The following is a 24434-nucleotide window of genomic DNA, read 5'->3' as shown; positions in this document are numbered from 1 at the left end:
GACAGGATTATGAGCGAGGCTTACATCATTGATGCCATTCGCACACCGCGCGGCAAAGGAAAAAAAGACGGTTCACTACATGCCGTTAAACCGATTAGCCTACTGACCGGTTTATTGAACGAATTACAAAACCGCCATCAATTTAACACAGCTGCAGTAGACGACATTGTACTGGGCTGTGTAACTCCAATTGGTGACCAAGGCGCAGACATTGCCAAAACCGCAGCCATTGCAGCAGGTTGGGACAATGATGTAGCAGGCGTTCAAATCAACCGTTTTTGTGCATCAGGTTTAGAAGCGGTGAATATGGCTGCGCAAAAGGTGCGTTCTGGCTGGGAAGACCTTGTGGTGGCTGGCGGTGTAGAGTCGATGTCACGTGTGCCGATGGGCAGTGACGGCGGCCCTTGGGCGCTCGACCCTGAAACCAACATGGCCTGTGATTTTATTCCGCAAGGCATTGGGGCCGATTTAATTGCCACAATTGACGGCTACAGCCGAGCAGATGTGGATGCCTTTGCAGCAAACTCTCAGCAAAAAGCCGCAGCAGCCCAAGCCAAGGGTTATTTTGATAAGTCTGTCGTTCCTGTCAAAGACAAAGCAGGCGTCACTGTTTTAGCCAAAGATGAATTTATTAAACCAACGACCACAGCTGAAGGCTTAGGCAAACTCAACCCTAGTTTTGCCATGATGGGGCAAATGGGCTTTGATGCCATTGCCTTGCAAAAATATCCTGAAGTGGGTGCTGTTAGCCATGTACACCATGCAGGCAATTCATCGGGCATTGTCGATGGCGCTGCAGTGGTGTTGCTTGCCTCTGAAAAAGCCGTAAAAGAACAAGGCCTAAAGCCACGTGCCAAAGTGCTCGCAACTGCATTAGTGGGCGCAGACCCGACCATTATGCTGACAGGTCCTGCACCTGCTGCACGTAAAGCCTTAGCCAAAGCTGGCCTAACAATTGATGATATTGACCTATTTGAAGTGAATGAAGCTTTTGCAGCTGTGGTGATGCGTTTTATGACCGAACTCAACGTTGACCCTGCCAAAGTCAATGTGAATGGAGGCGCAATTGCATTAGGACATCCGCTAGGTGCAACAGGTGCCATGATTTTAGGCACCCTAATGGATGAACTGGAACGCCAAGGTAAAAAGCGCGGTTTAGCGACTTTGTGCGTAGGCGGCGGTATGGGCATCGCAACGATTATTGAGTTGGTATAAGGAGACTAAAATGAGTGCAATTCAATTTGAAAAAAATGCTGACAATATCGTCATTTTAACTTTAGATTCTCCAAACCAATCTGCCAATACCATGAATGCAGACTTCCGTACGGCACTGGCTGAAACACTAGACAAACTGCAAGCTGACGAAAACATCGCAGGGATCATTTTCCGCTCGAACAAAAAAACCTTCTTTGCAGGCGGTGATTTAGACGAGCTGATTCAAGCTACACCTGAGCATGCAACTGAATTCTTCAATATGATTGAAGAGATGAAAGCCAAACTTCGTTATATCGAAACCCGTGGCATTCCAGTTGTCGCAGCCTTAAATGGCACAGCGCTTGGCGGTGGCTGGGAGTTAGCTCTTGGCTGTCATTATCGTATTGCGCTGAATGATGCTAAGGCGAAATTTGGCTTACCAGAAGTGACCTTAGGCTTACTGCCGGGCGGTGGCGGTATTGTACGTATGGTACGTTTATTAGGTCTGCAGAATGCATTTCCGCTCCTGATGGAAGGCAAACAAATTGGTGTCGATAAAGCTAAATCACTGGGACTGATTCAAGACACGGCAGATAGCCTTGAAGAATTGATGGATAAAGCCATCTCTTGGGTCAAAGCTAATCCAAAATCACAGCAGCCCTTTGATGTAAAAGGCTACAAAATTCCGGGCGGTACGCCATCTTCACCTGCAGTGGCGCAAATGCTCGCCATTGCCCCTGCTATGCTGCGTGACAAAACCAAGGGCTGTTACCCTGCACCCGAAGCCATTATGTCGGCTGCGGTTGAAGGCGCTCAAGTCGATGTCGATACGGCGCTCACGATTGAATCACGTTATTTTACTTACCTTGCAACTGGTCAAATTTCTAAAAACATGATCGGCACCTTTTGGCATGGTCTTAACGCCATTAAGTCAGGTGCAAGCCGTCCAAAAGACGTCGCGAAATGGCAAGCCACTAAAGTCGGCATTTTGGGTGCAGGCATGATGGGTGCAGGCATTGCTTATGCCACAGCATCAAAAGGCATTGCAGTTGTACTCAAAGATGTTTCTCTTGAGGCTGCTGAAAAAGGCAAAGCCTATAGCCAAAAACTGCTAGATAAAAAAGTATCTCAAGGCCGTTTAAGTGCAGAAAAACGTGATCAAGTTTTAGGACTGATTCATGCCACTGCAAATGCGGCAGATTTACAAGGCTGCGACTTGATCATTGAAGCTGTGTTTGAAAATGTCGAATTGAAAGCCAAAGTGACGCAAGAAACAGAAACCTATTTGGCAGAGGGCGGTATTTTTGCATCCAATACCTCAACCTTGCCAATTTCAGGCTTAGCCAATGCATCTCAAGATCAAGCTAAATTTATCGGTCTGCATTTCTTTAGCCCTGTCGATAAAATGCAATTGGTCGAAATAATTAAAGGTAAAAACACGTCAGCTGAAACCTTAGCCAAAGCCTATGACTATGTACAGCAAATTGGCAAAACACCAATTGTGGTGAATGACAGTCGCGGCTTCTTTACCAGCCGTGTCTTTGGCACTTTTGTACAAGAAGGTTTACGTCTACTGTCTGAAGGCGTACACCCTGCCCGCATTGAAATGGCTGCACTAAAAGCTGGCATGCCTGTAGGCCCATTGGCGATTCAAGATGAAGTGTCTTTAACACTCTCTGAACATGTCGCGGCCGAGACACGTAAAGCCTTGCAAGCTGAAGGCAAAGACCTGCCTCGCTCAGGAGTGGATGACGTGATTCAAACGATGATTCATGAGTTTGGCCGTAAAGGTAAAGCTGCCGGCGCAGGTTTTTATGAATATCCTGAAGGCGGTAAAAAGCACCTCTGGGAAGGCTTGAGTAAATGGAAGAAAGATAATGCTATTTCTGAACAGGAAATGATTGACCGCTTCCTATTTGTACAGTCGCTCGATACGCTACGCTGCCTAGAAGAAGGTGTTTTGGAATCGACTGTCGATGGCAATGTCGGTTCAATCTTCGGGATTGGTTTTGCCCCTTGGACAGGTGGTGCACTTCAATTTTTAAATCAATATGGTTTGGAAAAAGCGCTATTGCGTGCCAATACACTAGAAGCAAAATATGGCGAACGCTTCAAAGCACCGCAATTGCTGAAAGACAAAGTGGCGAAAGCTGAGAAGATTTAATTATTCATTTTGAGCATGCAAATTTTGCTGTTCAATCATATCAAAAGGAGCTTCGGCTCCTTTTAATTTTCCTTCGCATTCGCGTGTTTGCAAACAAGTCTAGATTTTACGCGAACTCTCATCTGTTTTATGTTATAAAGTAACAAGTTTTTTGATTTCTTTTTATCCGATTGAGTAGCTTGTTATGACTGATCATACTTCTCCTGAAAAATCACCATGGGGCTGGAAAGCACTGATTATCTTCTGTATTTTAGGTGCGCTATTCATGGGTATTTTCTGGCTTGCTGTGACCAATGAACCAGACTATATGCCGAGCCAACAGAAAAAAGACAATACTCAACAGCATGCATTTAAAAATGCCCCTGTGATGTCAGAAGAAGCGTTGAAAAAGGCGCAAGCTGATCAAGCAGCTCGTGAAGCTTCTGCGCCGACTGCAGCAGATATGCAGATGACTGAAGAACAACATGCACATATGGATGACATGAGCCCTGAACCTACTGCATCGAATGATCATGGCCACTAAGCTTTGACCCAATCTATGCAAAAAAACGCTTAAAATTTTAAGCGTTTTTTTATTTATAGCTGTCCAATTTTAAGTATTTAAGCCAAAGCCATATACATATCTTGATGCGGAATACCACAATCTAAATATTCATCACCTTCAACAACAAAACCCAACGCTGCATAAAAAGGGATAGCATGCACTTGTGAAGATAGTTTTAAATATTCACGTTGCTCTAATGTCGCTTGTTGAATGATGGCTTGCATCAAGATTTTACCAATCCCCTGACCGCGATGAGCCTTTAAAACAGCAACACGACCTATACTGTTATTTTTCAACAAACGTGCAGTTGCAATAGCTTTCATCCCATCATGAACAATAAAATGCAGTGAAATCTCATCTTCTGCATCCCATTCATCTTCGGGCGATATCTGCTGTTCTAAAATAAAGACCTGTTCACGTATCGATCGAGCTGCAGATGCCAGTTGCTCCCACGGACCGAATTGAATATTTAACTGCTGCATCCCTTCATCCTTTAGCATTTACAGCCAATATCTTGCTGGTCCCATTGATCATTTAACAATAATTCCAAGGAATGCTTTTGAATGCCATACATGTCTTTTAAAGCTTGGATCTGCGCCAATACCGCTTGATCAGGCTCGACATAGTCTGCACGTTTGGTTGCCAAGATCATTTTATTTTTACTGGTATGCTCAAGTGCCACAAATTCAAAGACTTTGGTTTCATAACCATATGCTTTCAATAAAAGTGCACGAATCGTGTCAGTAAGCATCTCTGCTTACTGGCCCGCATGAATGCCAAATTGCAACATCGGTGCAAGTACTTGCGGCGCTTTCAATTGCGGACGCAATTCTTTATGACAACACGGCGCACACATGATCATTTGCGCATTTAATCGAATGCCGGTATGAATCGCAAAGTCCGTTGCTACATCACAAGCGTGCAGTGCAATCATGACATCTAAGCGCTCAGGCGCATATGTACGAACATCGCCTTGGAAAAAATCCAGTTGGCTGAAATTCGACTGCTGCGCAACGCTTTGGCAAAATTCCACCATTTTCGGATTTAGCTCAACCCCTGTCACTTTAGGCACTTGCTGGTGTTTTGCTAAATAATCATATAATGCAAAAGTCAGATAGCCTTTACCTGAACCAAAATCCACGACATGTAGAGATTGATCGCTCTCTTTGATCTGGCTTAAAGCGCCTGAAAAAATTTCTACAAATTTATTAATTTGTTTCCATTTACGTGCCATGCTCGGAATAATTTGTGCTTTTGCATCCGTAATACCGAGTGGCTGTAAGAAATAACTGTTTTGATCGACATAGCGATGTTTCGCTCGATCATGTCCTTGCTGCTCCGTAGGAATTTTCCCTAAGGCTGGCTGCTTTTTGCTGATGCTTAGCATCGCTTTCTTTTTATTTTTTTTGAGCTGAATTTCTTCATCCAAGGTCATCAGGTTGGCTTGCTTACAACAACTCAATAAACTTTCGACTTGTTGATATGCGGATGCGATTGGATAGTTTTTGGTGATGTCTTGGGTTTTGTAACGATATAAACAGCTGAGAAATGACTCACCTTGCAGCGAAATGACTCGCAAGGTCATTTTTTCTAATTGCTCTAATTCACCTTTATACTGACTCAAGATCATGCGATCAAAACGCTGTGTTTCAATGGCTTGCTGAAAGGCTGCTAAAAATTGCTGCTCTTGCGTAGAGGGAGAAGCCAAAGATGACATAATATAAACCTAGATAAATTTGCAAAACAATTTTAAATCTTCTTACACCAAAAGCAAAATTGAATTACTATACATATGTATATTTAAATTATTATAAAAGATACGTTATGAATGCTCCCCATCTTTTAGCTTATGACCCAGCTGAAGAAAGACTGAATTTCTATACCCATGCTTTCGGTGCGGCTTTGTCTGCCATCGCAGGTATCCTACTGATTTTAAAAGGCTCCTACCTTCCAACTGGACAATGGCTTGCACTTTGGGTGTATGCATTCAGTATGCTGTTATTGTTTTCAGCATCGAGTCTATATCACTTCGCAGAGTCTCCTGAGCGCCGTGGTTGGTACAAAAAACTCGACCATACTGCAATCTATTATCTAATTGCAGGTACTTACACCCCGTTTCTGGCAATCGCACTGCCTACCGCAAAAGCGCATTATTTACTCATTGCACTGTGGGTGATTGCCGCAATTGGGACACTATTCAAATTAATTTTCATTCATCGTTTTCAAAAGATTTCGTTGATTGCTTATTTGGTGATGGGATGGCTTGCAGTACTGGTAATGGATGATATGCAACGCTTTTTATCTGATCAAGCTTTAACCTACCTGATCATTGGCGGGCTATCTTATACAATCGGTGCATTGTTTTATGCCTTAAAAAAGGTAAGATATACACACGCTATCTGGCATATTTTTGTATTGATAGGTGCAGGATCACATTTCCTGTCGATTTATCTCTACGTGATATAACCCACTGACACTGCATTCTTTAGTGACCCTAATTCCGCAGTTCGTAAGTTGGTATTTCGTATTTTTTTAAGAAATTACGCCTTTTTTAAAAAGATTACGCTTTTAAAACTAAGTTCAATTATTTTTAGTAAGTGTAAGGTCCACCATGGCGTCTTCAAGTGCTGCTGCCACTGAACAGCAACCAACAAATTCAAAATTCCGCGTACTTACAGCAAGTCTTGTAGGTACCACAATCGAGTTCTTCGATTTCTACATCTATGCAACTGCGGCTGTAATTATCTTCCCGCATCTGTTCTTCCCTGCAAGTACAGATCCAACAACCGCAACAATTCAATCTTTAGCAACGTTTGCGATTGCCTTTATTGCTCGCCCGATTGGTGCAGCATTCTTTGGCCATTTAGGTGACCGTATCGGTCGTAAAGCCACATTAGTTGCCGCTCTCCTCACCATGGGGATTTCTACAGTATGTATCGGCTTGCTTCCAACCTATGCTCAAATTGGTATCGCTGCTCCGCTCATGCTTGCACTTTGTCGCTTAGGTCAAGGTCTGGGTTTAGGTGGTGAATGGTCAGGTGCCGTGCTACTTGCAACTGAAAATGCGCCAGAAGGCAAACGTGCTTGGTATGGTATGTTCCCTCAATTGGGCGCGCCAATCGGCTTTATTCTTGCAACAGGCTCATTCTTGACCTTAGGTCACTTCATGTCTGAAGCTGAGTTTATGCAATGGGGTTGGCGTATTCCATTCATTGCAAGTGCGCTATTGGTTATCGTCGGTCTGTGGATTCGTTTAAAATTACATGAAACACCAGCGTTCCAAAAAGTATTGGATAAGCAAAAAGAAGTAAATATTCCATTTAAAGAAGTGATCACTAAGCACTGGGGGATGTTAATTCTCGGTACGATTGCCGCGATTTGTACATTCGTTGTGTTCTACTTAACCACAGTATTCGCTTTACAATGGGGTACAACCCAGCTTGGTTACACACGTGAAGAATTTTTAAAACTTCAACTGGTTGCCACACTTTGTTTCGCTGCCTTCATTCCACTTTCTGCTGTATTTGCTGAAAAATTTGGTCGTAAAACGACTTCGATTGCGGTATGTGTTGTATCTGCATTGTTTGGCTTAGTCTTCTCAAGCATGCTTGAGTCTGGCAGTACTGCGATGGTGTTCTTATTCCTATGTATCGGTCTTGCGATCATGGGTTTAACCTATGGTCCAATTGGTACGGTATTGTCTGAAATCTTCCCAACGTCTGTACGTTACACAGGTTCAGCTTTAACCTTTAACATGGCTGGTATTTTTGGTGCATCTTTCGCGCCATTGATCGCAACTAAACTTGCAACTGGCTATGGTTTATATGCAGTAGGTTACTACCTAACTGCGGCATCAATCCTTTCATTGATCGCGTTCTTAATGATTCGCGAAACTAAAAATGATGATGTGAATAATCAGGTTTAATCTGCACATAATAAAAAAGCCAGCACATATTGCTGGCTTTTTTATGTCTCAAATTGAGTCAATGAACTGATGAATACTCTGTAGTTGACAGCATTTTGATGTAATTCATGAATGCAGCTTAGATCCAACTGAGCAATACACATCATCTGTTCCAAGACACTGTCATTCACTCAACTTCAAACAGCAAATGTTTAATGGCACGGTTCAATTTTATTAACAAAGCAAGGTCTGTAGCTCTTCATCAAGAGGAACAGTCACCAAACCGTTTAGCGATAATGAACGGTAGTTTTTGATTAAACCAACTCGATAATATCAATGGTCGGTGGCACAAGAAAACGAAAAGGCACCCCAACCATGCCCGTACCAACAGTGACAAAGACATCTGCATTGTCATGCTGATATAGCCCTTTTTTATGACCTAAAATCGACACTTTTTTCATTACATAATCGGTCAACCATGGCAATTCCACTTGTCCACCATGTGTATGACCCGACAACATCAATGGTCGTCCTGGCAGTTTAGGTACCATATCAACGGTATCTGGATTATGCGACAAAATGATCCAAGGTTTATCTTGTGGCAATTCTGGCAAATAGCGCATATCGGCTTTACCTGCCCACAAATCCCCAACACCTAATAAACGAAACTCATTAAACTCCACCACTTGCCCTTCGATATCCACCACATGATTACTTTCTAATGCATTTTTTAACAGCGCTTGAATAGGCGGACCGGGATATTGCTCATCATGATTACCATTCACCGAATAAATTGGAGCAATAATTTTTTTCAGTACATCCAGTTCTTCAGCCAACTTATTTTCAGGTTCATAAGTCCAATCCCCTGCAACCACGACCAAATCAGGATTTTGTGCATTGATTTTATCGACGATCATTTTTAACTGACGTTCATGGCCCGAAAATAAACCAATGTGTAAATCACCAATTAAAGCAATGCGTACAGGCTTTAATAATTGTCGTGTTTCATGCAATTGATATTGGCATTTTTTTACCTGAATCATGTGCGGCTCGATAAATCGGGCATAGCATAAAAGGCCCGTAACAGCACCGACAAAAATCGCTTCATGCAGTGAATAATAACCACTCCAGCCTGCATAAAAGCTAAAGAAGAATAAAGGGATAAGTAAATACGAAAGATAAAATGCCAACAAATGTACGAAGGCTTTAAACGGATGAATCGTTTCCGTGCGCGACTGACTTAACCAAGCTTGGGAAATTGCCCAAACGCCCAGCACAGCCAACCCGATATAAAAATACATCACTACGGAATCTAATTCCCACATACATTTGCTCTACAATTTGCCTAACGAGAAAACTCGGTCACTATATTTATCTTTTCACAGCTGACACTTATACTCAAATCAAATTTTTTAGTATGTCTAACAGTATGAACTCAGCTACACCGAAACAGCAAAATTTGCCCTTCATACACAACCACACTAAGGCGGTTTTGCTGAGTTGTAGCCTTGTTTTGACTTTATCTGCATGTAGTACCTTGCCTAAACAGCAAACTCAACCTGTGGAATATGCCTTTAATACTCCCACTGACGATACTAGCCTTGCCAAAATTGTGCTGCCGCTACGTGAACAAAATCCCAACTTAACCGGTTACCACGTTCTGTATGACCCATTAGAAGCCTTAGCGGCTCGAATCGAGCTAATCAATAAGGCCGAAAAAAGTTTAGATCTACAATACTATATTTGGGATAACGACAAAATTGGTGCTTTGGCTCTACATGCCATGATCAAAGCTGCAGATCGTGGGGTCAAAATTCGTTTATTGGTCGATGACAACAATGCCAAAAAAATGGAAGGCATTTATATGGCACTCGACCAACATACTAATATTGATGTCAAACTGTATAACCCGTACCGCTTCCGACATTTCCGCCCTGTCGATATGGTGTTGGATCTAAAACGCATCAACCGTCGTATGCACAACAAAAGCTTTATTGCAGACAATCAAATCGCATTGATTGGTGGTCGCAATATGAGTAACCAATACTATAACGTCAGTGATAATTATCAATTTTCCGATGTCGACGTCATGTTGGTCGGTGCGGCATCCGATGAAATCATCCATTCTTTTGACGAATATTGGAATGATGATTATGCCTTTCCAGTACGTCAATTGGTCAATCCACGCCACTATAGTTTGCGCTTTGACAGTCTCAAACAACAACTCGATGACTATAACCAAGAAGCCACTGTGGTCAATTATTTGGACTTAGCTAACCGTTCACATGCCTTTGATGACTGGCTCAACAATAAAATCCAATTTGACTGGGTCAAAGCCGAAGTGGTCAAAGATTCCCCGAGCAAAATCAAATCTAAAGCCAAAAAAGAAGAGCACCTCAACTTTCAGCTCCTCAACCGTTTAGATAAACCGGAACAAAGTGTCGATATCGTTTCAGCCTACTTTGTTCCAGAAAAACAAGGGGCGGAACGCCTGAAAAACCTCAGTGCTGATGGCGTGAAAGTCAGAGTTTTGACCAACTCATTCCAGGCCAATGACGTGCCATTGGTTCATGCTTTTTATAGTAAATATCGTCAAGATCTCTTGGAGCATGACGTTCAACTCTATGAGTTTCTGTCTAGACCTGATGCAGAAAACCTCAACACCAATACCAAAGAGTTGGCGGAAAAATCCAAAGTTAGCCTAAAAGGTTTAAGCCGTTCGAGTCTGCATGCCAAACTGATGGCAATTGATGAAAAACAAGTTTTTATTGGCTCATTTAACTTTGACCCTCGCTCAGCATATTTAAATACTGAAATTGGGGTATTACTAAATAGCCCACGCTTAGCCAAAGCCGTCCACTACACCATGGATGAAAATTTGAGTAAATATGCCTATAAGTTGGTGCTCAATGCAGACCAACAGATCAATTGGAAAATTAAGCTATCAAATGGTCAAACGCGTATTTATCCACGTGAACCGAAAATCAAGTGGTGGCAAAAAGCAGGGGTGAAATTTATCTCTTGGTTGCCGCTCGAAGGCTTTATGTAAGGATTGTGCTGCAAAGGCATCCCCCCCTTGCAGCCTGAATCATTAATTCATTAAGCTTCAACTGGAACTGGCGCTTTAAGGACTTTGGCTTGAAGTTCTGCCAATCCCTGATTCATTTTTTGCTGCACTTCTTGTGTCAGACTGTCAACAGTATGACCTGCCGAATCAATTGCGGGCAATGTCATGAGATGCGCAGTGACATTCGGCATTTCTAAGACATTTTTGACATGTCGATCAAAGCTAATGTCTCCGACGTAGGGTGCAATATTATCGAGTTCACCGTCCTGATTCACATAGCAAATTAAGCAAATTTGGACTGGACGTTCGGCTTCAATTGCCGCACCTAAAATACGACCATGAATTTTTTTAATTTTGCTGCCATCTGAAGTGGTGGCTTCTGGGAAAAAGAGTACCGGCGTATCTTGTTTTAAGAAGCCCGTAATTTGTTCTTTAATTTTAATCGAGTCGCCAGAGCCACGCTTAATAAATAAGGTGCCACCGCCTTTCGCCAAATTACCCAGCACTGGCCATTTTTCAATCTCAGCTTTCGCCAAAAAGAAAACACGTGCGCCAGAACCCAAAACTGCCACATCTAACCATGAAATATGATTACTTACCCAAAGGGCTGGTTGACGTGGAATTTCGCCATGCACTTTGACTTCAAGATTAAATACTTTGCATAACTTGCGACAAAAATACTGCACATAGCGGGTATTTTGCGGGTTATTCGGGTCTTTATACAATTGATGACGATAAACCAAATAAAAACCCTGCGTCACGGCAACAGCTGCTGCACCGACTTTTTTACAATACAAATAAAATTTTGAAAACACATTAATTTGCGGTGTATTGACGATTTGAGGTTGATTCATAAACGGTTCACTAAAAGGACACGGTGCCACAATTTGGCGTAAATTTTCATCATCATATACCGAAGACAGTTTTTTTGCATTGATCATAAAAACCGAAGTCGAAGATAATATTTTCCCATTTTAATCGTTTTTAAAAATCAAATATTATTTTTATATCGGTTTTAAAGGTTAAAATTATGAATCATTCACATTCAGATACCCCTCCTATTTCTTCATGGCAAGCTTTAAAAGCCATTGCTGGTTTTTCACTGATATATATGAGTGTGCTTTTTTTACTGGCACTGAGCTTTCACAGCTTTCTCTAATTGAATAGCACAACATACAGCAACTTAGCCATTAATCCCTCACTTAGATTAACCCTCGCACTGCATTTTCGCCTAAAATGAATCTTTAAATAGGAGTGTGTGCTGAGTGGAAAATTTAAATCAACATCAAGCGAGCGGTGAACGCGTAATTTTAGTCAGCGTAGCAGTACAAATGCTCGCAGACCTTGATGCCGAAGAATTTCACTTACTAGCTCAATCTGCAGGTGCCAATATTCTGCAGCATGTGCATGCTCAGCGTATTAAGCCTGATGCCAAATTATTTATTGGCTCAGGGAAGGCGGAAGAAATTGCAGAAGTGGTTGCAGAGCATGAAGTAGAATTGGTCATCTTTGACCATGCCCTCACCCCTGCCCAAGCACGTAATCTTGAACGCATCATGCGATGTCGTGTGGTCGATCGCACGGAATTAATCTTAGATATTTTTGCTCAACGCGCACGCACCTATGAAGGTAAATTGCAAGTTGAGTTGGCCCAATTACAACATATGGCTTCACGACTGATTCGTAGTCGCGGCGATCTCGATAGCCAAAAAGGCGGGATTGGCTTACGTGGACCGGGTGAAACCCTGCTTGAAACCGACCGTCGTCTACTCAAGCTCCGCATGGGACAACTCAAAGCAAAACTTGAGAAAGTCCGCCAAACACGTATGCAAGGTCGTGTGGCACGTCAAAAAGCCGCAGTTCCAACCGTGTCATTGGTCGGTTATACCAATGCGGGTAAATCGACCTTATTTAATAATTTAGCAAAAAGCGATGTCTATGCAGCAGACCAACTGTTTGCAACGCTTGATCCAACCTTACGCCGTCTACATTGGGATGGCATCGGCAACTTAGTGCTCGCTGATACCGTAGGTTTTGTGCGTAATTTGTCGCACTCATTGGTCGAGTCCTTTAAAGCCACCTTAGAAGAAACCTTGGAGGCGACCTTATTGTTACATGTCATTGACTCCAGCAGTCCAGACATGATGGAACAAATTGAGGCTGTCGAAAAAGTACTGAAAGAAATTGGTGTCGATGTTCCGATTCTGCGCGTTTATAACAAAATTGATGTCAGTGGCGAAGATCCTAAAATCATCTATGGCAAGCCACATCAGCCGGAACGTGTTTATGTCTCTGCGCATAGTGGTAAAGGTTTACCCTTATTACGCCAAGCGGTTCAAGAATGTTTAATGGGACAAATTCAAAGCTTTGAAGTCCATCTAAAACCGGCTTATGGTAAATTAAGAACACAACTGTATGCGCTCAATGTGATCCAAAATGAAAGTTATGATGAACAAGGCAACTTAATTTTGCATGTCATCATTGCGCCGCATAAGTTAGAACAACTGATTAAACAGGCGCATTTACCCATTGATGAAATTTTGGGAACACGTGCGCAACAATTCCAACGTCCTCTTGAAGAATTTGAAATTAAAGATTAAATCGGTTAAAACTTGATTTGTATAATTTTAACGAAAGACAAAAATGGACTGGATCAAGCGCATCGACTGGAAAGCCTGGATAGGCACTATTGCATTAATTATTCTTTTCCGTGAAGGCGCGGTCTGGGTCATGAAGCAATTCAATCACCCCGAATTAGGCAATCTCGTCGGACTGATTAGCTTACTGATCGTGCTTTCATTTTGGAGAAAATTCAACAAAATTCCGGCCAGTTTGGTCGACACCAATAATAAAATCATGAAAGAAAGTGCCTTTGCCTTCTTACCCATTAGTGCAGGCTCATTGCTGATGATGATGCATTTAGGCGATGAAATTCCGATATTTTTGATTGTTCTCTTTGTCAGCACCCTCATACCGCTGTGGGTCTACGCAAAAATGTCTAAGAAATGGCTATAAGGAGAATCAACATGCTTTCAATCCTCTCTGGATTCATCATTACCCTGATCGCCTATCTTGTCGCAAAACCTATTAATAAAAAATTACCGCAAATCCCCGTGATTGTGATTGGGATGTTTTTCGTCATTGGTATGCTCTATCTGTTTGGCATTTCCTATGAAAGTTATATGACACAGGTGAATCCACTATTCAATAACTTACTCGGCTATGTCACGGTGGCTCTAGCCATTCCTTTAGCAGCGATGCGTTACGATGACTTACCATTAAAAGCCGTAGGCGGGATTTTAGTCTTTGCCAGTATCAGTGCCGTTGCCCTCCCTATGGGGCTGGCTTATTTACTGCATCTGTCTGATCCAACCATTATGGCTTTCGCTACACGAGCTGTGACGACCCCTATTGCCATCAACATTGCGACGCTGCTGCATTCCCCGATTCCTTTGGTGATTTTGATTGTGATTTTATCAGGGGTGATTGGTGCAGCATTTTCACCCATCATACTCAAAAATATTCATGATGAACGTGCATCAGGACTCGCCTTAGGACTTGCTGCACATGCAATTGGCACAGCTCAAGCTTGGCAGCGCGGCAGCATTGCTGGGCGCTATGCGGCATTTGGCATGGCGGTAAATGCAGTATTCACAGCAATCTGGTTGCCAACTTTCATACTCTATCTACAAAATATGTGACTGAGCAATCACTTTTAAATGATTGTTTTGTATAAAAAATAAACTTAATATAAATTCTAGGGTACACCACAACACATTGAACGATGTGCTGTGGATGTTACATTTTTGGTAAAGGCACTTTTGTGCAACATGTCAACTTTCCCGAATAAAATGTAAATATTTAGGCTTAGAGTAGTTGCTCTAAGTTCAAATATTACCTAGTATGATCAATAAACCCTCACAAAGTGTATTGATAAAGGATTATTAATATGATCGAAAAAAGTTTGAAATGGGCTGCATTATTTGGTGCTGTAGTCACAAGCTCTGCACTCTATGCTCAAGATCTTACAGGGACTTGGCAACAAATTGACGATAAAACCGGTTCGCCTAAAGCACTGATCGAAATTCGAAAAGATGCCAAAGACACCTATACCGGCAAAATTGTCAAAGTGACGCCACGTCCGGGTTATACACCAAAGGAAAAATGTGTGAATTGCCCTGCACCTTATACCAACCAGCCTATTTTAGGGATGGATGTATTTAAGGGGCTGAAACTTGAAAGTGAAAATACCTACTCTCAAGGAAAAATTATTGATCCTTTAGCAGGCAAAATTTACAGCTTAAAAGGCAAAATTTCTGCCAATGGTAAGCGCTTACATTTACGTGGATATCTGGGGATTTCCGCAATTGGTCGTACACAGACATGGATTCGCGCTGAATAAATTTTAAATTTATTCAGTAAATTGATTTGATATAGGTGAACCACCTACAGGGAATATCTGATGAAAAAATTAAAAGTGAGCCTCTTATTCTTAGCTGCTGTAATGAGTGGTTCAGCTTTTGCTCAAGACCTTTCAGGGACTTGGCAACAAATTGATGATAAAACAGGTTCACAAAAAGCCATTATTGAAATCCGTAAAGAAAGTAATGGCACATTCGTGGGTAAAATCATCAAAGTGACGCCGCGTCCGGGCTATACACCACGCGACACCTGCGTAAACTGCCCTGCACCCTACAAAAACAAGCCAATCTTAGGCCTTGATATCTTAACAGGTTTAAAACATATTGAAGGCACTAATAACTACGACAAAGGCCGTATTATTGACCCTCTTTCAGGCAAAGTTTACGACACAAAAATCCGTTTAAATGCCAGTGGCAAACGTCTCACGCTACGTGGCTATATGGGTGTTTCTGCACTTGGTCGTAGCCAAACTTGGATTCGCCAAGAGTAACCTCAAACAAGTAAAAAAACCGCCGACATGGCGGTTTTTCTTATTCCGAATATCTTCAAATTATTTTTAAATTAAAGTTGACTATTCTCATAAACTTTCTAACATACGTGCTCATAAATCATGCTTCTCGGGGACAAGCGATTATGTTTAAAAAAATATTATTCAGCCTTTGCACATTCGGATTGATGAATGGTGCATTTGCAAATGACATTGCTGGCACGTGGCAACAAATTGACGATAAAACAGGAGCGGCTAAAGCAATTATTTCGATTCACAAAGAATCAAATAATACCTATACCGGTAAAATTATTAAAATTACACCACGTCCGGGCTATACACCGCAAAAAAACTGTAATAAGTGCCCTGCGCCTTATACCAACCAACCGATTCTCGGCATGGAAATTGTTAAAGGTTTAAAGCAAATTAATAATACGAATAATTATGAAAAAGGTCGTATTATCGACCCTCTTTCTGGCAAAGTTTATGATGCTAAAGTCCGCTTAAACAGCACAGGAAAACGTATTTCGATCCGTGCAAGTATTGGCGTTTCAGTCTTAGGTCGTAACCAAACTTGGATTCGCGTTGATTAATTCATACGGATCAATAAAAAAGGCCACATCGATGTGGCCTTTTTTATATCTTAGATTACATTTAATCATTACATCACTGGGTTATCGACCGCAAACATGCGCTGATCTTCTAAACGATAGGCCATCAACTGATTGCCCCAAACACATCCGCCATCCACATTTTGGATTTTTGCTGAAATGCTTTTTCCTTGTAAAGCAGCCCAATGACCAAAAAGAATTTGATGGGTCTGCGCTGCTTGTGACTCAAACTCAAACCATGGCTTAAAACCCTTCGGCATAGGGTCATCGAGTGAATCTTTAAAACTGAACTCTAATCGACCTTCTGCATCGGTTAAGCGCATGCGGGTCAAATAGTTGGTAATACAGCGTAAGCGCGCATGACCAGACAAATCATCCGACCATAGGTTCGGCTCTTTACCGTACATCACTTGAAGAAACGCATCGACCACATCAAAGTCGTCATGACCAATCACCGCTTCCACTTCCTTTGCCAAGTCTGCGGTTTGCTGCGCAGTCCAATTCAAAGGAATACCCGCATGAGTCAAAATGGTTTGCTCATTCGGAAATAGACACAGCGGCTGCTTGCGTAACCAATCAATCAAATCATCACTTTCTAAAGCGTGAATCACATCATCGATATTGTCTTTAGGATTGATATCCTTAATACCACGAGCGCATGCCAGCAAAGTCAGATCATGATTGCCCAGTACCGTCGCCGCAACTTCACTATCCACTAATTTTTTGATGAACCGCAAAGCGCCTACCGAGTTTTCACCCCGTGCGACGAGATCACCGGCAAACCATATAAAATCTTGGTCTGCATCAAACTTGATCTCTTTCAGTAAAGCTTTTAATGCTTCAAAACAGCCTTGAACATCACCAATGACATAGTTATAGCGAATATTGCGAGTCATAATTATTTAAGCCACCATTTGATCTGCTAATGCGACAAATTCTGCAAGTGTTAGGGTTTCAGGACGCGCCATTGGATCAACCCCTGCATTTTCAAAACCATCTTCAACCAACATGCCTTTTAAGCTGTTACGCAAGGTCTTGCGGCGCTGAGTAAAGACATGTGAAACCAAACGCGCAAGCGCTTTTTCATCTTTCGCCACAATCGGTTTAACGGCATAAGGCTCTAAACGGAATACCGCAGAGGTGACTTTTGGCGGCGGATTAAACGAACCCGGCGGCACTTCAAATAAAAACGTCGGTTTACAGAAGTATTGGATCATCACCGATAAACGGCCGTATTCTTTGGTATTCGGTGAAGCGGTAATACGGTCCACGACTTCTTTTTGCAGCATGAAGTGCATGTCTTTGACTTTGTCGCCAAACTCCAAGAGATGAAACAGCAGCGGTGTCGAGATGTTATACGGCAAGTTGCCAACCACACGCAGTGGACGGCCTTCTTGGAATAATTCGGTAAAGTCATATTTCAGCGCGTCGGTTTCAACAATGGTCAAGCGCTCGGGATGAGGCACACGGCCCGGCAAACCTGCGGCTAAGTCACGGTCCAGCTCAACCACAGTTAAAGCATCGCATTCACCAATTAAAGGCGATGTAAGCGCAGCAAGACCGGGACCAATTTCGACAATATTGTCACCAGTACGCGGATTTACCGAACGCACAATTTTGGCAATAACACGTTGATCATGTAAGAAATTCTGTCCAAACCGCTTACGCGTGTGATGCCCTTCATCTTTTGGGTTTAGGGCATTAATTTGATACATAAAATTCTCCGCATAGGTTTATTACAACGATTACTGACTTGATTCAAATTCACTCAAGCGAGCAAAAATTTCTTCGGACTTGGTCACATTATCCCGAGCCGCTTTAATTACACTGAGCAATGGCTCTCTTTGTTTCAACAAAGCCATTGTTTCAGATTTCATCATTTCTTCAGTTTCAGCCTGAATGGAGAGCAAACTTTCACGCATTTCAGCATTGTTTACGCGCTCTACACCGAGTTCGGGATTACCATTCAGTTGAGCCTTCAAAAAAATATTGAAAGTTTCAAAATCTGCTAAAAAGTCATCTAAATCGTCTGGATGAATAGAATTTACATCAGTTAACTTCAGCAAAGAATCCAACAGCCGTCCCGCAATATAGACTTGATTTTTGGCAATCATTGCTTGAATAGCTGAATTGTTTGCTCTAGCCATCATATCAGCCAGAATGTTATATTCAGCTTGAATACCTGGAATGGTTTCACTTACAAGAAGTTGATATTCATATAGCGCACTCAGGCTATTTTGATGCTGTACAAGCAGATCAATATTAGCATTGATTGCCTGTCCATCTTGAAGCATTTTATCAGCTCCATCACGATTCGCATATTTTTTATGCACCGCGGTCAGCGCTTGATTAAATTTTTGCTGATTATGTTTAAAGCCATCCACAGCACCCGGTAATGCAAAACGTATAAATCCTTCCGTCTGTTTTGGAATTTGCAGCGATAATACTTTTAATTCACAAAAATGATGATCTGTAGCGAGCGTTGAACATGCTGACAGCATCAACGCTAACGCAATCCCAAAAAATGGGCGAATGATCGATTTCGCCCTAAGCATCTTGTTATTTTCCTGTTTTATTTTTGATAATTTTTTACTATTATTCATATAAAATTCAAACCTTTATTATTAAGTTTCGTTATTTTTCGCACGTGCTAATTCTAAAGCCAAATCAACCGCCACCTGTAAACTCGAACTTTTAGCAAGACCAGTTCCAGCCAGTGACAGTGCTGTGCCGTGATCCACTGAAGTCCGAATAAACGGCAAGCCCAAAGTGATATTGATGGCTTCGCCAAAGCCCTGCGACTTTAACACAGGCAAGCCCTGATCGTGATACATCGCCAAAACCGCATCGGCATCTTTTAAATTTTCAGGGGTAAATAAGGTATCGGCAGGTAAGCTCAGGCTCATATTCACCCCTTGAGCGCGATAACGCTCAAGCACCGGATTAATCACTTCAATCTCCTCCATGCCCAAATAGCCATCTTCACCCGCATGTGGGTTTAGACCGCAGACCAAAATATGCGGATGATCTTTTTTAAATTTGGTTTTTAAATCATGAATTACAATATCAATGACTTGATGCAAACGTTCTTGAGTAATGGCATCTGAAACATCACGAAGCGGTAAATGTGTAGTTGCCAATGCGACACGGAGCGTTTTTGTCGCAAGCATCATGACGACACGCTCAACGCCTGCAAATTCTTGATAAAACTCCGTATGTCCGCTGAAATGGATACCGGCATCATTAATAATCGACTTTTGCACAGGTGCAGTTGCAACACCTACACTTTTGCCAGACATCGCATAATCTGCAGAACGACGTAATTGTTCCAACACATAGGCTGCATTATTCACATCTAACTGACCTGCAATAACAGGTGTAGTTACAGGTACATGTTCCACATAAAGCTGACCTAGAGCTGCCGAACCCTCCTGCCCAACATAGTCAATCAGTTCAACTTCGAGCTTTAACTGTTGAGCACGCTTGAGCAGCAAATCTTTATCAATAAGAACCACAAGTGGCCTTTCATCTATTCGATTGGCTAAGCTCAAACAAATATCAGGTCCGATACCTGCGGGTTCACCGCTCGTGATATATAAAGGCAGCATGGGTCTATCCTGTGTGTGCGATAGCATTATTATACTGTGTGATGCACATGACAGACCTAATTTTATTGATTAAAAATATCGGACTAAAACTCAAAAATAAGCGCGTTGTGCGACATTGTATGGAATGAAATCGAAAGCAAAACCTGAAATGCCAATGATCCAAATCAATGCAATAAGAATTACAATGCCGCGCTGAACGGCTGACACATGCTGCGGGTACTTCGTTATCAGCCAAAAAGACATACCACCCACAAGCAATAATCCAATCAACAGATAAACCAATAAATAACTAAGGAAAAATAAAGTGAGCATCATTAACAAAACGATGATCGCACCATCCGCCCCGTGCAAATACACCAAATACAAAAAAGTTGGGCTTAAAACCAAGGCGCTACATAAGCCCATTAATTGCAACCATTGCCGCCAAAATGAGGGTTCAGATGTGTTTTTTAACAGATTAGAATTCGACATGATTTACTTTCATCCGCTTTTTTTATAATTTCTGGATTATCTACTGTTTATTGCTGAAGAAATATACTACAATACAGCGCTTGAAATTTTATATTTTCATTTGTGATTCTTCACGTATTCGTATAGAATCGCGTCTCCTTTTGTTTGGACAGCTTCCATAGTCCAAACCAACTATAATAGGTAGTGGTTTAATGAAAACTCTCAGCGCTAAGCCAGCTGAAGTTCAACACGACTGGTACGTTGTTGATGCTTCTGGCAAAACTTTAGGTCGCCTTGCGACTGAAATCGCTCGTCGTTTACGCGGTAAGCACAAAACTTCTTATACTCCTCACGTTGACACTGGTGACTACATCGTTGTTATCAATGCTGAGCAAGTTCAAGTGACTGGTAAAAAATCACTTGATAAGAAATATTATCGCCACACTGGTTTCCCTGGTGGTATTCGTGAAACTAATTTCGAAAAATTAGTTGCTCACAAACCAGAAGAAATCTTCGAACGTGCTGTAAAAGGCATGTTGCCAAAAGGTCCTCTTGGTTATGCAATGATCAAGAAAATGAAAGTGTACGCTGGTACTGAGCATCCACATACTGCTCAACAGCCACAAGTTTTGGACATCTAAGGGATACAGCACATGGCTACTAACTATGGTACAGGTCGCCGTAAGACCGCAACTGCACGTGTTTTCCTATCAGCTGGTACTGGTAAACTCGTAATCAACAACCGTTCTTTAGAACAATATTTCGGTCGTGAAACTGCTCGTATGGTTGTTAACCAACCACTTGAGCTTTTAGAAGCTACTGAGAAATATGACCTTTACATCACTGTTGCTGGTGGTGGTATCGGTGGTCAAGCAGGCGCTATCCGTCACGGTATTACTCGTGCATTGATCGCTTCTGACGAAACTCTTAAACCTGCTCTTCGTCAAGCTGGTTTCGTTACTCGTGATGCTCGTGAAGTTGAACGTAAGAAACTTGGTTTACGTAAAGCTCGTAAACGTCCTCAATTCTCTAAACGTTAATTCGTTTACCGAATCGGACAAAAAACCTTGGCTTATGCCAAGGTTTTTTTATATCTTGATTTTTATGAAGATGATGCAAATATAACAACGAACCGATAAACCAAGAGACTCAAACTCGCAATTAAGCATATAACCGACAGTGTTAGTGTAATTGTACAGATGGTGATTTTGTTTTTTTGTTCAGGGCTATCATCCTCTGCTCCATAATCAGAGGCATAACCTCCAGCGAGTGCCGTATAAAAGCCAATGCCCATAAAAATAACCGCAGCGAAAAATAATAATTTTTGTACAAGTGCAATGGTCATCATGCGGTGACGATCAGGTAAATGAATGACATGAAAAGCTATCAGATAAAATCAAATAAAACAAAACTGTAATTTTCACTGTAGCTGCATTGATATTGCTAAAGTCTCCGTGATTTTACTGTCTAATTTTAGTATCCTATCTTATTCATTTCTCATCGTCTCGGATTATGTCAGTCGAAAATGCACCTCTTCAAGGGATTACGCTTTACAGTCATGCGGATGACTTTCGCTCACACTGGATACGCTATGTACTTGCAGAGAAGCAAATCAAACATAATTTAATTATTGCTGATGATGAAGACGAAGATCTTGCAAGTTTAAATCCCTACAATCAACTTCCGATGATGATTGAAAATGGCCTAAAACTCTATAAAAGCAGTATTATTGCCGAATATCTGGATGACCGATATCGTCAAAATAAACTGTATGCAGATGCACCCATGCCTCGTGCAGAGCAACGTCAATATGTATGGCGCTTCGAACAAGATTGGTTAAGACTTGCCGATATTATGCTTCGCCATCCCGATACCCTCGATGAAAAAGCCAAGCAAAAAGCACAAAAACAATTACGTGATACACTCATTTCACTAACCCCCTTGTTTCAGCATTATCCTTATTTTATGTCTGAACAATTTAGCATGTTAGACTGTATGCTCGCACCTGTATTTCTGCGCCTAAAAGCCATGGGGATTGAGCTTCCCAAACAGCAATGCCGCCCTATATTTCTCTATTGCCAACGCATCTTTAGCCGTCCTGCATTTATCAAATCGATGACATTGCAGGAAAAAAATCGCTATAGCGAGCTTTTAGCAAAAAATTAATTTCCCATAAATATTCGAGTAAGCATTATGTCTGAACAGGAACTACAACTCACTCCAACGCGTCCATACTTAACACGGGCACTTTATGAATGGATTTGTGACAATCAACTTACACCGTACCTACTTGTCGATGCGACACAGAATGGTACGATGGTACCAGTTCAATATATCCAAGATGGCCAAATTGTCCTGAATATCGCACCTCATGCAACGCATGCGCTACACATGAGTAATGAGACGATTACTTTCTCTGCACGCTTTGGTGGCGTTTCGCAAAACCTCTATATCCCCTTTTCTGCTGTTCTAGGCATCTATGCACGTGAAAATGGTCAAGGCATGTTCTTCGATCCTCAAGAATATGAAGGTATTCAGAATGATCAAAATGCTTTAAAATCAAACGACCAAGAACAACAAGAGCAACCGAAGAAAAAACCGGGTTTAAGGTTGCTCGATTAAAGAATAAGGAAGCGAATAATGGCTTTTGATTTAGTACAATATTTTGTCGAACAAATAGAATCTCAAAAGCCTACGCTTTTAAGTCATTTAAATCGTGAAGAAAAACGACAACATTTACGTGAAATTAATGCTTTAACCTTAGGTGAATTGATTCATCAGCTACGCATTAATGGTGAAAAGGTTTATCAAGAAATTACTCAGCCTGATGAACTCTATATTCAGGAAGTTTCACGTCATCTCACCACCAACCCTTCAAATGCATCAACATTAGAACGCTCTGAACTCGAAAACCTAACTACAGAAGTTTTTCATTTACAATTAAATGAATTAAAACAACTTCATGATACAGGCTCACATTCACCGCAAAGTATTCGAGAATTACTCAACGGACAAATTGAACATCTTTCTGGTCAAGCGGATGATTGGGTTTGGTCAACAAACAACCTAACAGAGCTCCTTGGTTCTAAACCAAATCTTCAAGAAGAGATATCATTAGAGGCATCAATGAAGGAGTTCAATCAAATGGTTAATCAACAACATACACAAGAAGACGTAACAACTGAAGTACAAGTACCGACTTGGTCAAAAATTGTAGAGCCAGTAGTTGCAGTGGTGATTCTATGGATTTTGGCATCTGCAGCATGTAATATTTTTGCTTAATTGACTTCATTTCTCTAAATCTATGACCTGCTTTTTAAGCAGGTTTTTTTTAATCGAATATTTAGGATATTGATATTTTAAATATAAAATTTACCCGATAAAGGTAGCCAAATAATGATCCCAGGCAGTATCGTGGACAACCTATCCCTCTAAATTCTTAAAATATTTCTGCTCAAAGGCTTCTGGGCTTAACCAACCATTTGCAGAGTGCCTTCTCACTCGATTGTAGTAAATCTCAATATAGTCAAACAAGACAACATTGGCTTCTTTTCGGGTCAAAAATACACTGCCATGTACCACATGACCTTTAAATGTGTGAAAGAAGCTTTCTGTTACTGCATTATCCCATGAGCAATATACTGCGCAAGGCCTCGTCTAGACATGCTTTGGATGCAGTTATTCATCAATAATAGCGCTCTAAAATCACGACTACAGTGCTGTGAGCCTTGGTCAGAATGGACCATGATATTCGTTGGATACCCGCCCACAATTCAAATTATGCAGTCATTGGCTTATGTTAGCTTGGATGATTTCAGAAGAACGAACCATTCATGAAATTTTAAATAAACCCTTTTATCATCCAACTTTAGAAGAAGGGTTAAGAACTGCATTAAAGCATGCACGACGTCAGTTAAAATAATTTTATCGTTTTAGGTCGATTTATAGCGTTGGATTTCCAACGCTTTATTTTCGCCCCCTTT

General features: G+C 41.5%; 26 protein-coding genes and 3 pseudogenes. 18 read left to right on the top strand and 11 right to left on the bottom strand.

Annotated features, from left to right (window positions below; all coding sequences use genetic code 11):
- Positions 1-9: 9 nt before the first annotated feature.
- From FTU06_RS12275 to FTU06_RS12265, 3 genes are all read left to right on the top strand, one after another.
- Positions 10-1215, top strand: coding sequence for an acetyl-CoA C-acetyltransferase (locus tag FTU06_RS12275; protein ID WP_180146890.1), 1206 nt, complete (start codon positions 10-12; stop codon positions 1213-1215).
- Positions 1216-1225: 10 nt separating this feature from the next.
- The gene (locus FTU06_RS12270) at positions 1226-3358 is read left to right on the top strand and encodes a 3-hydroxyacyl-CoA dehydrogenase NAD-binding domain-containing protein (protein ID WP_180146888.1); all 2133 of its coding nucleotides are present in this window, start codon (positions 1226-1228) and stop codon (positions 3356-3358) included.
- Between the two features lie 184 nt (positions 3359-3542).
- A complete protein-coding gene (locus tag FTU06_RS12265; protein WP_078194261.1) occupies positions 3543-3881 on the top strand; it encodes a hypothetical protein in 339 nt (112 codons plus the stop codon).
- Between the two features lie 77 nt (positions 3882-3958).
- Here FTU06_RS12265 and FTU06_RS12260 read toward each other — a convergent pair whose 3' ends face one another.
- Together FTU06_RS12260 and FTU06_RS12255 are read right to left on the bottom strand one after the other, a co-directional pair.
- Complete coding sequence (locus tag FTU06_RS12260) at positions 3959-4384, bottom strand: GNAT family N-acetyltransferase (protein ID WP_252725871.1); 426 nt, start codon at positions 4382-4384, stop codon at positions 3959-3961.
- An 11-nt stretch (positions 4385-4395) separates the two neighbouring features.
- Positions 4396-5619, bottom strand: a pseudogene (locus FTU06_RS12255) (SAM-dependent methyltransferase).
- A 107-nt stretch (positions 5620-5726) separates the two neighbouring features.
- Here FTU06_RS12255 and FTU06_RS12250 point away from each other — a divergent pair.
- Both FTU06_RS12250 and FTU06_RS12245 read left to right on the top strand, forming a co-directional pair.
- Positions 5727-6368, top strand: coding sequence for a hemolysin III family protein (locus FTU06_RS12250; RefSeq protein ID WP_180011623.1), 642 nt, complete (start codon positions 5727-5729; stop codon positions 6366-6368).
- 145 nt (positions 6369-6513) lie between these two features.
- Positions 6514-7827, top strand: coding sequence for an MFS transporter (locus tag FTU06_RS12245; RefSeq protein ID WP_111885003.1), 1314 nt, complete (start codon positions 6514-6516; stop codon positions 7825-7827).
- A 293-nt stretch (positions 7828-8120) separates the two neighbouring features.
- Here FTU06_RS12245 and FTU06_RS12240 read toward each other — a convergent pair whose 3' ends face one another.
- Positions 8121-9131 (bottom strand): metallophosphoesterase, encoded by a 1011-nt coding sequence (locus FTU06_RS12240; protein WP_180146884.1) that lies wholly within the window; start codon positions 9129-9131, stop codon positions 8121-8123.
- Positions 9132-9235: 104 nt separating this feature from the next.
- On the opposite strand from FTU06_RS12240, the gene FTU06_RS12235 reads away from it, so the two are divergent.
- Positions 9236-10855, top strand: a complete 1620-nt coding sequence (locus FTU06_RS12235) for a phospholipase D family protein (protein ID WP_257234423.1) — start codon at positions 9236-9238, stop codon at positions 10853-10855.
- Between the two features lie 50 nt (positions 10856-10905).
- On the opposite strand, the gene FTU06_RS12230 is transcribed toward FTU06_RS12235, so the two are convergent.
- Positions 10906-11727, bottom strand: coding sequence for a 1-acyl-sn-glycerol-3-phosphate acyltransferase (locus FTU06_RS12230; RefSeq protein ID WP_180011647.1), 822 nt, complete (start codon positions 11725-11727; stop codon positions 10906-10908).
- Positions 11728-12138: 411 nt separating this feature from the next.
- On the opposite strand from FTU06_RS12230, the gene hflX reads away from it, so the two are divergent.
- The 6 genes from hflX to FTU06_RS12200 all read left to right on the top strand — a co-directional run bounded on the left by hflX (position 12139) and on the right by FTU06_RS12200 (position 16375).
- Positions 12139-13473: a ribosome rescue GTPase HflX gene (hflX, locus tag FTU06_RS12225; RefSeq protein WP_180146878.1), complete on the top strand. Its 1335-nt coding sequence runs from the start codon at positions 12139-12141 to the stop codon at positions 13471-13473.
- 43 nt (positions 13474-13516) lie between these two features.
- Positions 13517-13888, top strand: a complete 372-nt coding sequence (locus FTU06_RS12220; RefSeq protein WP_180050320.1) for a hypothetical protein — start codon at positions 13517-13519, stop codon at positions 13886-13888.
- A gap of 11 nt (positions 13889-13899) precedes the next feature.
- On the top strand, positions 13900-14574 hold the full coding sequence (locus tag FTU06_RS12215; protein WP_180050323.1) for an LrgB family protein: 675 nt from the start codon (positions 13900-13902) through the stop codon (positions 14572-14574).
- A gap of 248 nt (positions 14575-14822) precedes the next feature.
- Complete coding sequence (locus FTU06_RS12210) at positions 14823-15275, top strand: DUF2147 domain-containing protein (protein WP_111884999.1); 453 nt, start codon at positions 14823-14825, stop codon at positions 15273-15275.
- 60 nt (positions 15276-15335) lie between these two features.
- On the top strand, positions 15336-15785 hold the full coding sequence (locus FTU06_RS12205) for a DUF2147 domain-containing protein (protein WP_168379558.1): 450 nt from the start codon (positions 15336-15338) through the stop codon (positions 15783-15785).
- A 143-nt stretch (positions 15786-15928) separates the two neighbouring features.
- Positions 15929-16375, top strand: a complete 447-nt coding sequence (locus FTU06_RS12200; RefSeq protein WP_180089377.1) for a DUF2147 domain-containing protein — start codon at positions 15929-15931, stop codon at positions 16373-16375.
- Between the two features lie 68 nt (positions 16376-16443).
- Here FTU06_RS12200 and FTU06_RS12195 read toward each other — a convergent pair whose 3' ends face one another.
- The 5 genes from FTU06_RS12195 to FTU06_RS12175 all read right to left on the bottom strand — a co-directional run bounded on the left by FTU06_RS12195 (position 16444) and on the right by FTU06_RS12175 (position 20472).
- Entirely contained in the window at positions 16444-17289 is an 846-nt protein-coding gene (locus FTU06_RS12195; RefSeq protein ID WP_180089378.1) for a symmetrical bis(5'-nucleosyl)-tetraphosphatase, read from the bottom strand.
- A gap of 6 nt (positions 17290-17295) precedes the next feature.
- Complete coding sequence (gene rsmA / locus FTU06_RS12190) at positions 17296-18108, bottom strand: 16S rRNA (adenine(1518)-N(6)/adenine(1519)-N(6))-dimethyltransferase RsmA (protein ID WP_180128812.1); 813 nt, start codon at positions 18106-18108, stop codon at positions 17296-17298.
- A 30-nt stretch (positions 18109-18138) separates the two neighbouring features.
- The gene (locus tag FTU06_RS12185) at positions 18139-18948 is read right to left on the bottom strand and encodes a pilus assembly protein PilJ (RefSeq protein ID WP_180146874.1); all 810 of its coding nucleotides are present in this window, start codon (positions 18946-18948) and stop codon (positions 18139-18141) included.
- Positions 18949-19017: 69 nt separating this feature from the next.
- Entirely contained in the window at positions 19018-20001 is a 984-nt protein-coding gene (gene pdxA / locus FTU06_RS12180) for a 4-hydroxythreonine-4-phosphate dehydrogenase PdxA (protein ID WP_180146871.1), read from the bottom strand.
- A 90-nt stretch (positions 20002-20091) separates the two neighbouring features.
- Positions 20092-20472: a hypothetical protein gene (locus FTU06_RS12175; protein ID WP_143221714.1), complete on the bottom strand. Its 381-nt coding sequence runs from the start codon at positions 20470-20472 to the stop codon at positions 20092-20094.
- Between the two features lie 191 nt (positions 20473-20663).
- On the opposite strand from FTU06_RS12175, the gene rplM reads away from it, so the two are divergent.
- Positions 20664-21092, top strand: a complete 429-nt coding sequence (gene rplM, locus FTU06_RS12170; RefSeq protein WP_004722943.1) for a 50S ribosomal protein L13 — start codon at positions 20664-20666, stop codon at positions 21090-21092.
- A 12-nt stretch (positions 21093-21104) separates the two neighbouring features.
- Positions 21105-21491: a 30S ribosomal protein S9 gene (gene rpsI, locus FTU06_RS12165; RefSeq protein ID WP_078190115.1), complete on the top strand. Its 387-nt coding sequence runs from the start codon at positions 21105-21107 to the stop codon at positions 21489-21491.
- Positions 21492-21553: 62 nt separating this feature from the next.
- Here rpsI and FTU06_RS12160 read toward each other — a convergent pair whose 3' ends face one another.
- Positions 21554-21799, bottom strand: coding sequence for a hypothetical protein (locus FTU06_RS12160; protein WP_180108978.1), 246 nt, complete (start codon positions 21797-21799; stop codon positions 21554-21556).
- A gap of 164 nt (positions 21800-21963) precedes the next feature.
- Between FTU06_RS12160 and FTU06_RS12155 the strand changes: the two genes are divergently transcribed.
- Genes FTU06_RS12155 through FTU06_RS12145 form a run of 3 tightly spaced genes read left to right on the top strand, consistent with a single transcriptional unit; the run spans position 21964 to position 23733 of the window.
- Positions 21964-22617 (top strand): glutathione S-transferase N-terminal domain-containing protein, encoded by a 654-nt coding sequence (locus FTU06_RS12155; RefSeq protein ID WP_180005135.1) that lies wholly within the window; start codon positions 21964-21966, stop codon positions 22615-22617.
- Between the two features lie 27 nt (positions 22618-22644).
- Complete coding sequence (locus FTU06_RS12150; RefSeq protein ID WP_078194278.1) at positions 22645-23073, top strand: ClpXP protease specificity-enhancing factor; 429 nt, start codon at positions 22645-22647, stop codon at positions 23071-23073.
- A gap of 18 nt (positions 23074-23091) precedes the next feature.
- Positions 23092-23733: a hypothetical protein gene (locus tag FTU06_RS12145; protein WP_180041715.1), complete on the top strand. Its 642-nt coding sequence runs from the start codon at positions 23092-23094 to the stop codon at positions 23731-23733.
- A 141-nt stretch (positions 23734-23874) separates the two neighbouring features.
- Here FTU06_RS12145 and FTU06_RS12140 read toward each other — a convergent pair.
- A pseudogene (locus FTU06_RS12140) lies at positions 23875-24215 on the bottom strand (IS3 family transposase); the annotation flags it as partial.
- Between the two features lie 32 nt (positions 24216-24247).
- Between FTU06_RS12140 and FTU06_RS16910 the strand changes: the two are divergent.
- Positions 24248-24373 (top strand): annotated as a pseudogene (locus FTU06_RS16910) (hypothetical protein); the annotation flags it as partial.
- Positions 24374-24434 lie beyond the last annotated feature (61 nt).

Origin of the sequence: Acinetobacter sp. YH12052, from assembly GCF_013419835.1 — a bacterium.
GTDB classification, from domain to species: domain Bacteria; phylum Pseudomonadota; class Gammaproteobacteria; order Pseudomonadales; family Moraxellaceae; genus Acinetobacter; species Acinetobacter amyesii.
The sequence above is the reverse complement of the archived record's forward strand: the minus strand, read 5'-3'. Positions and strand labels throughout refer to the sequence as shown.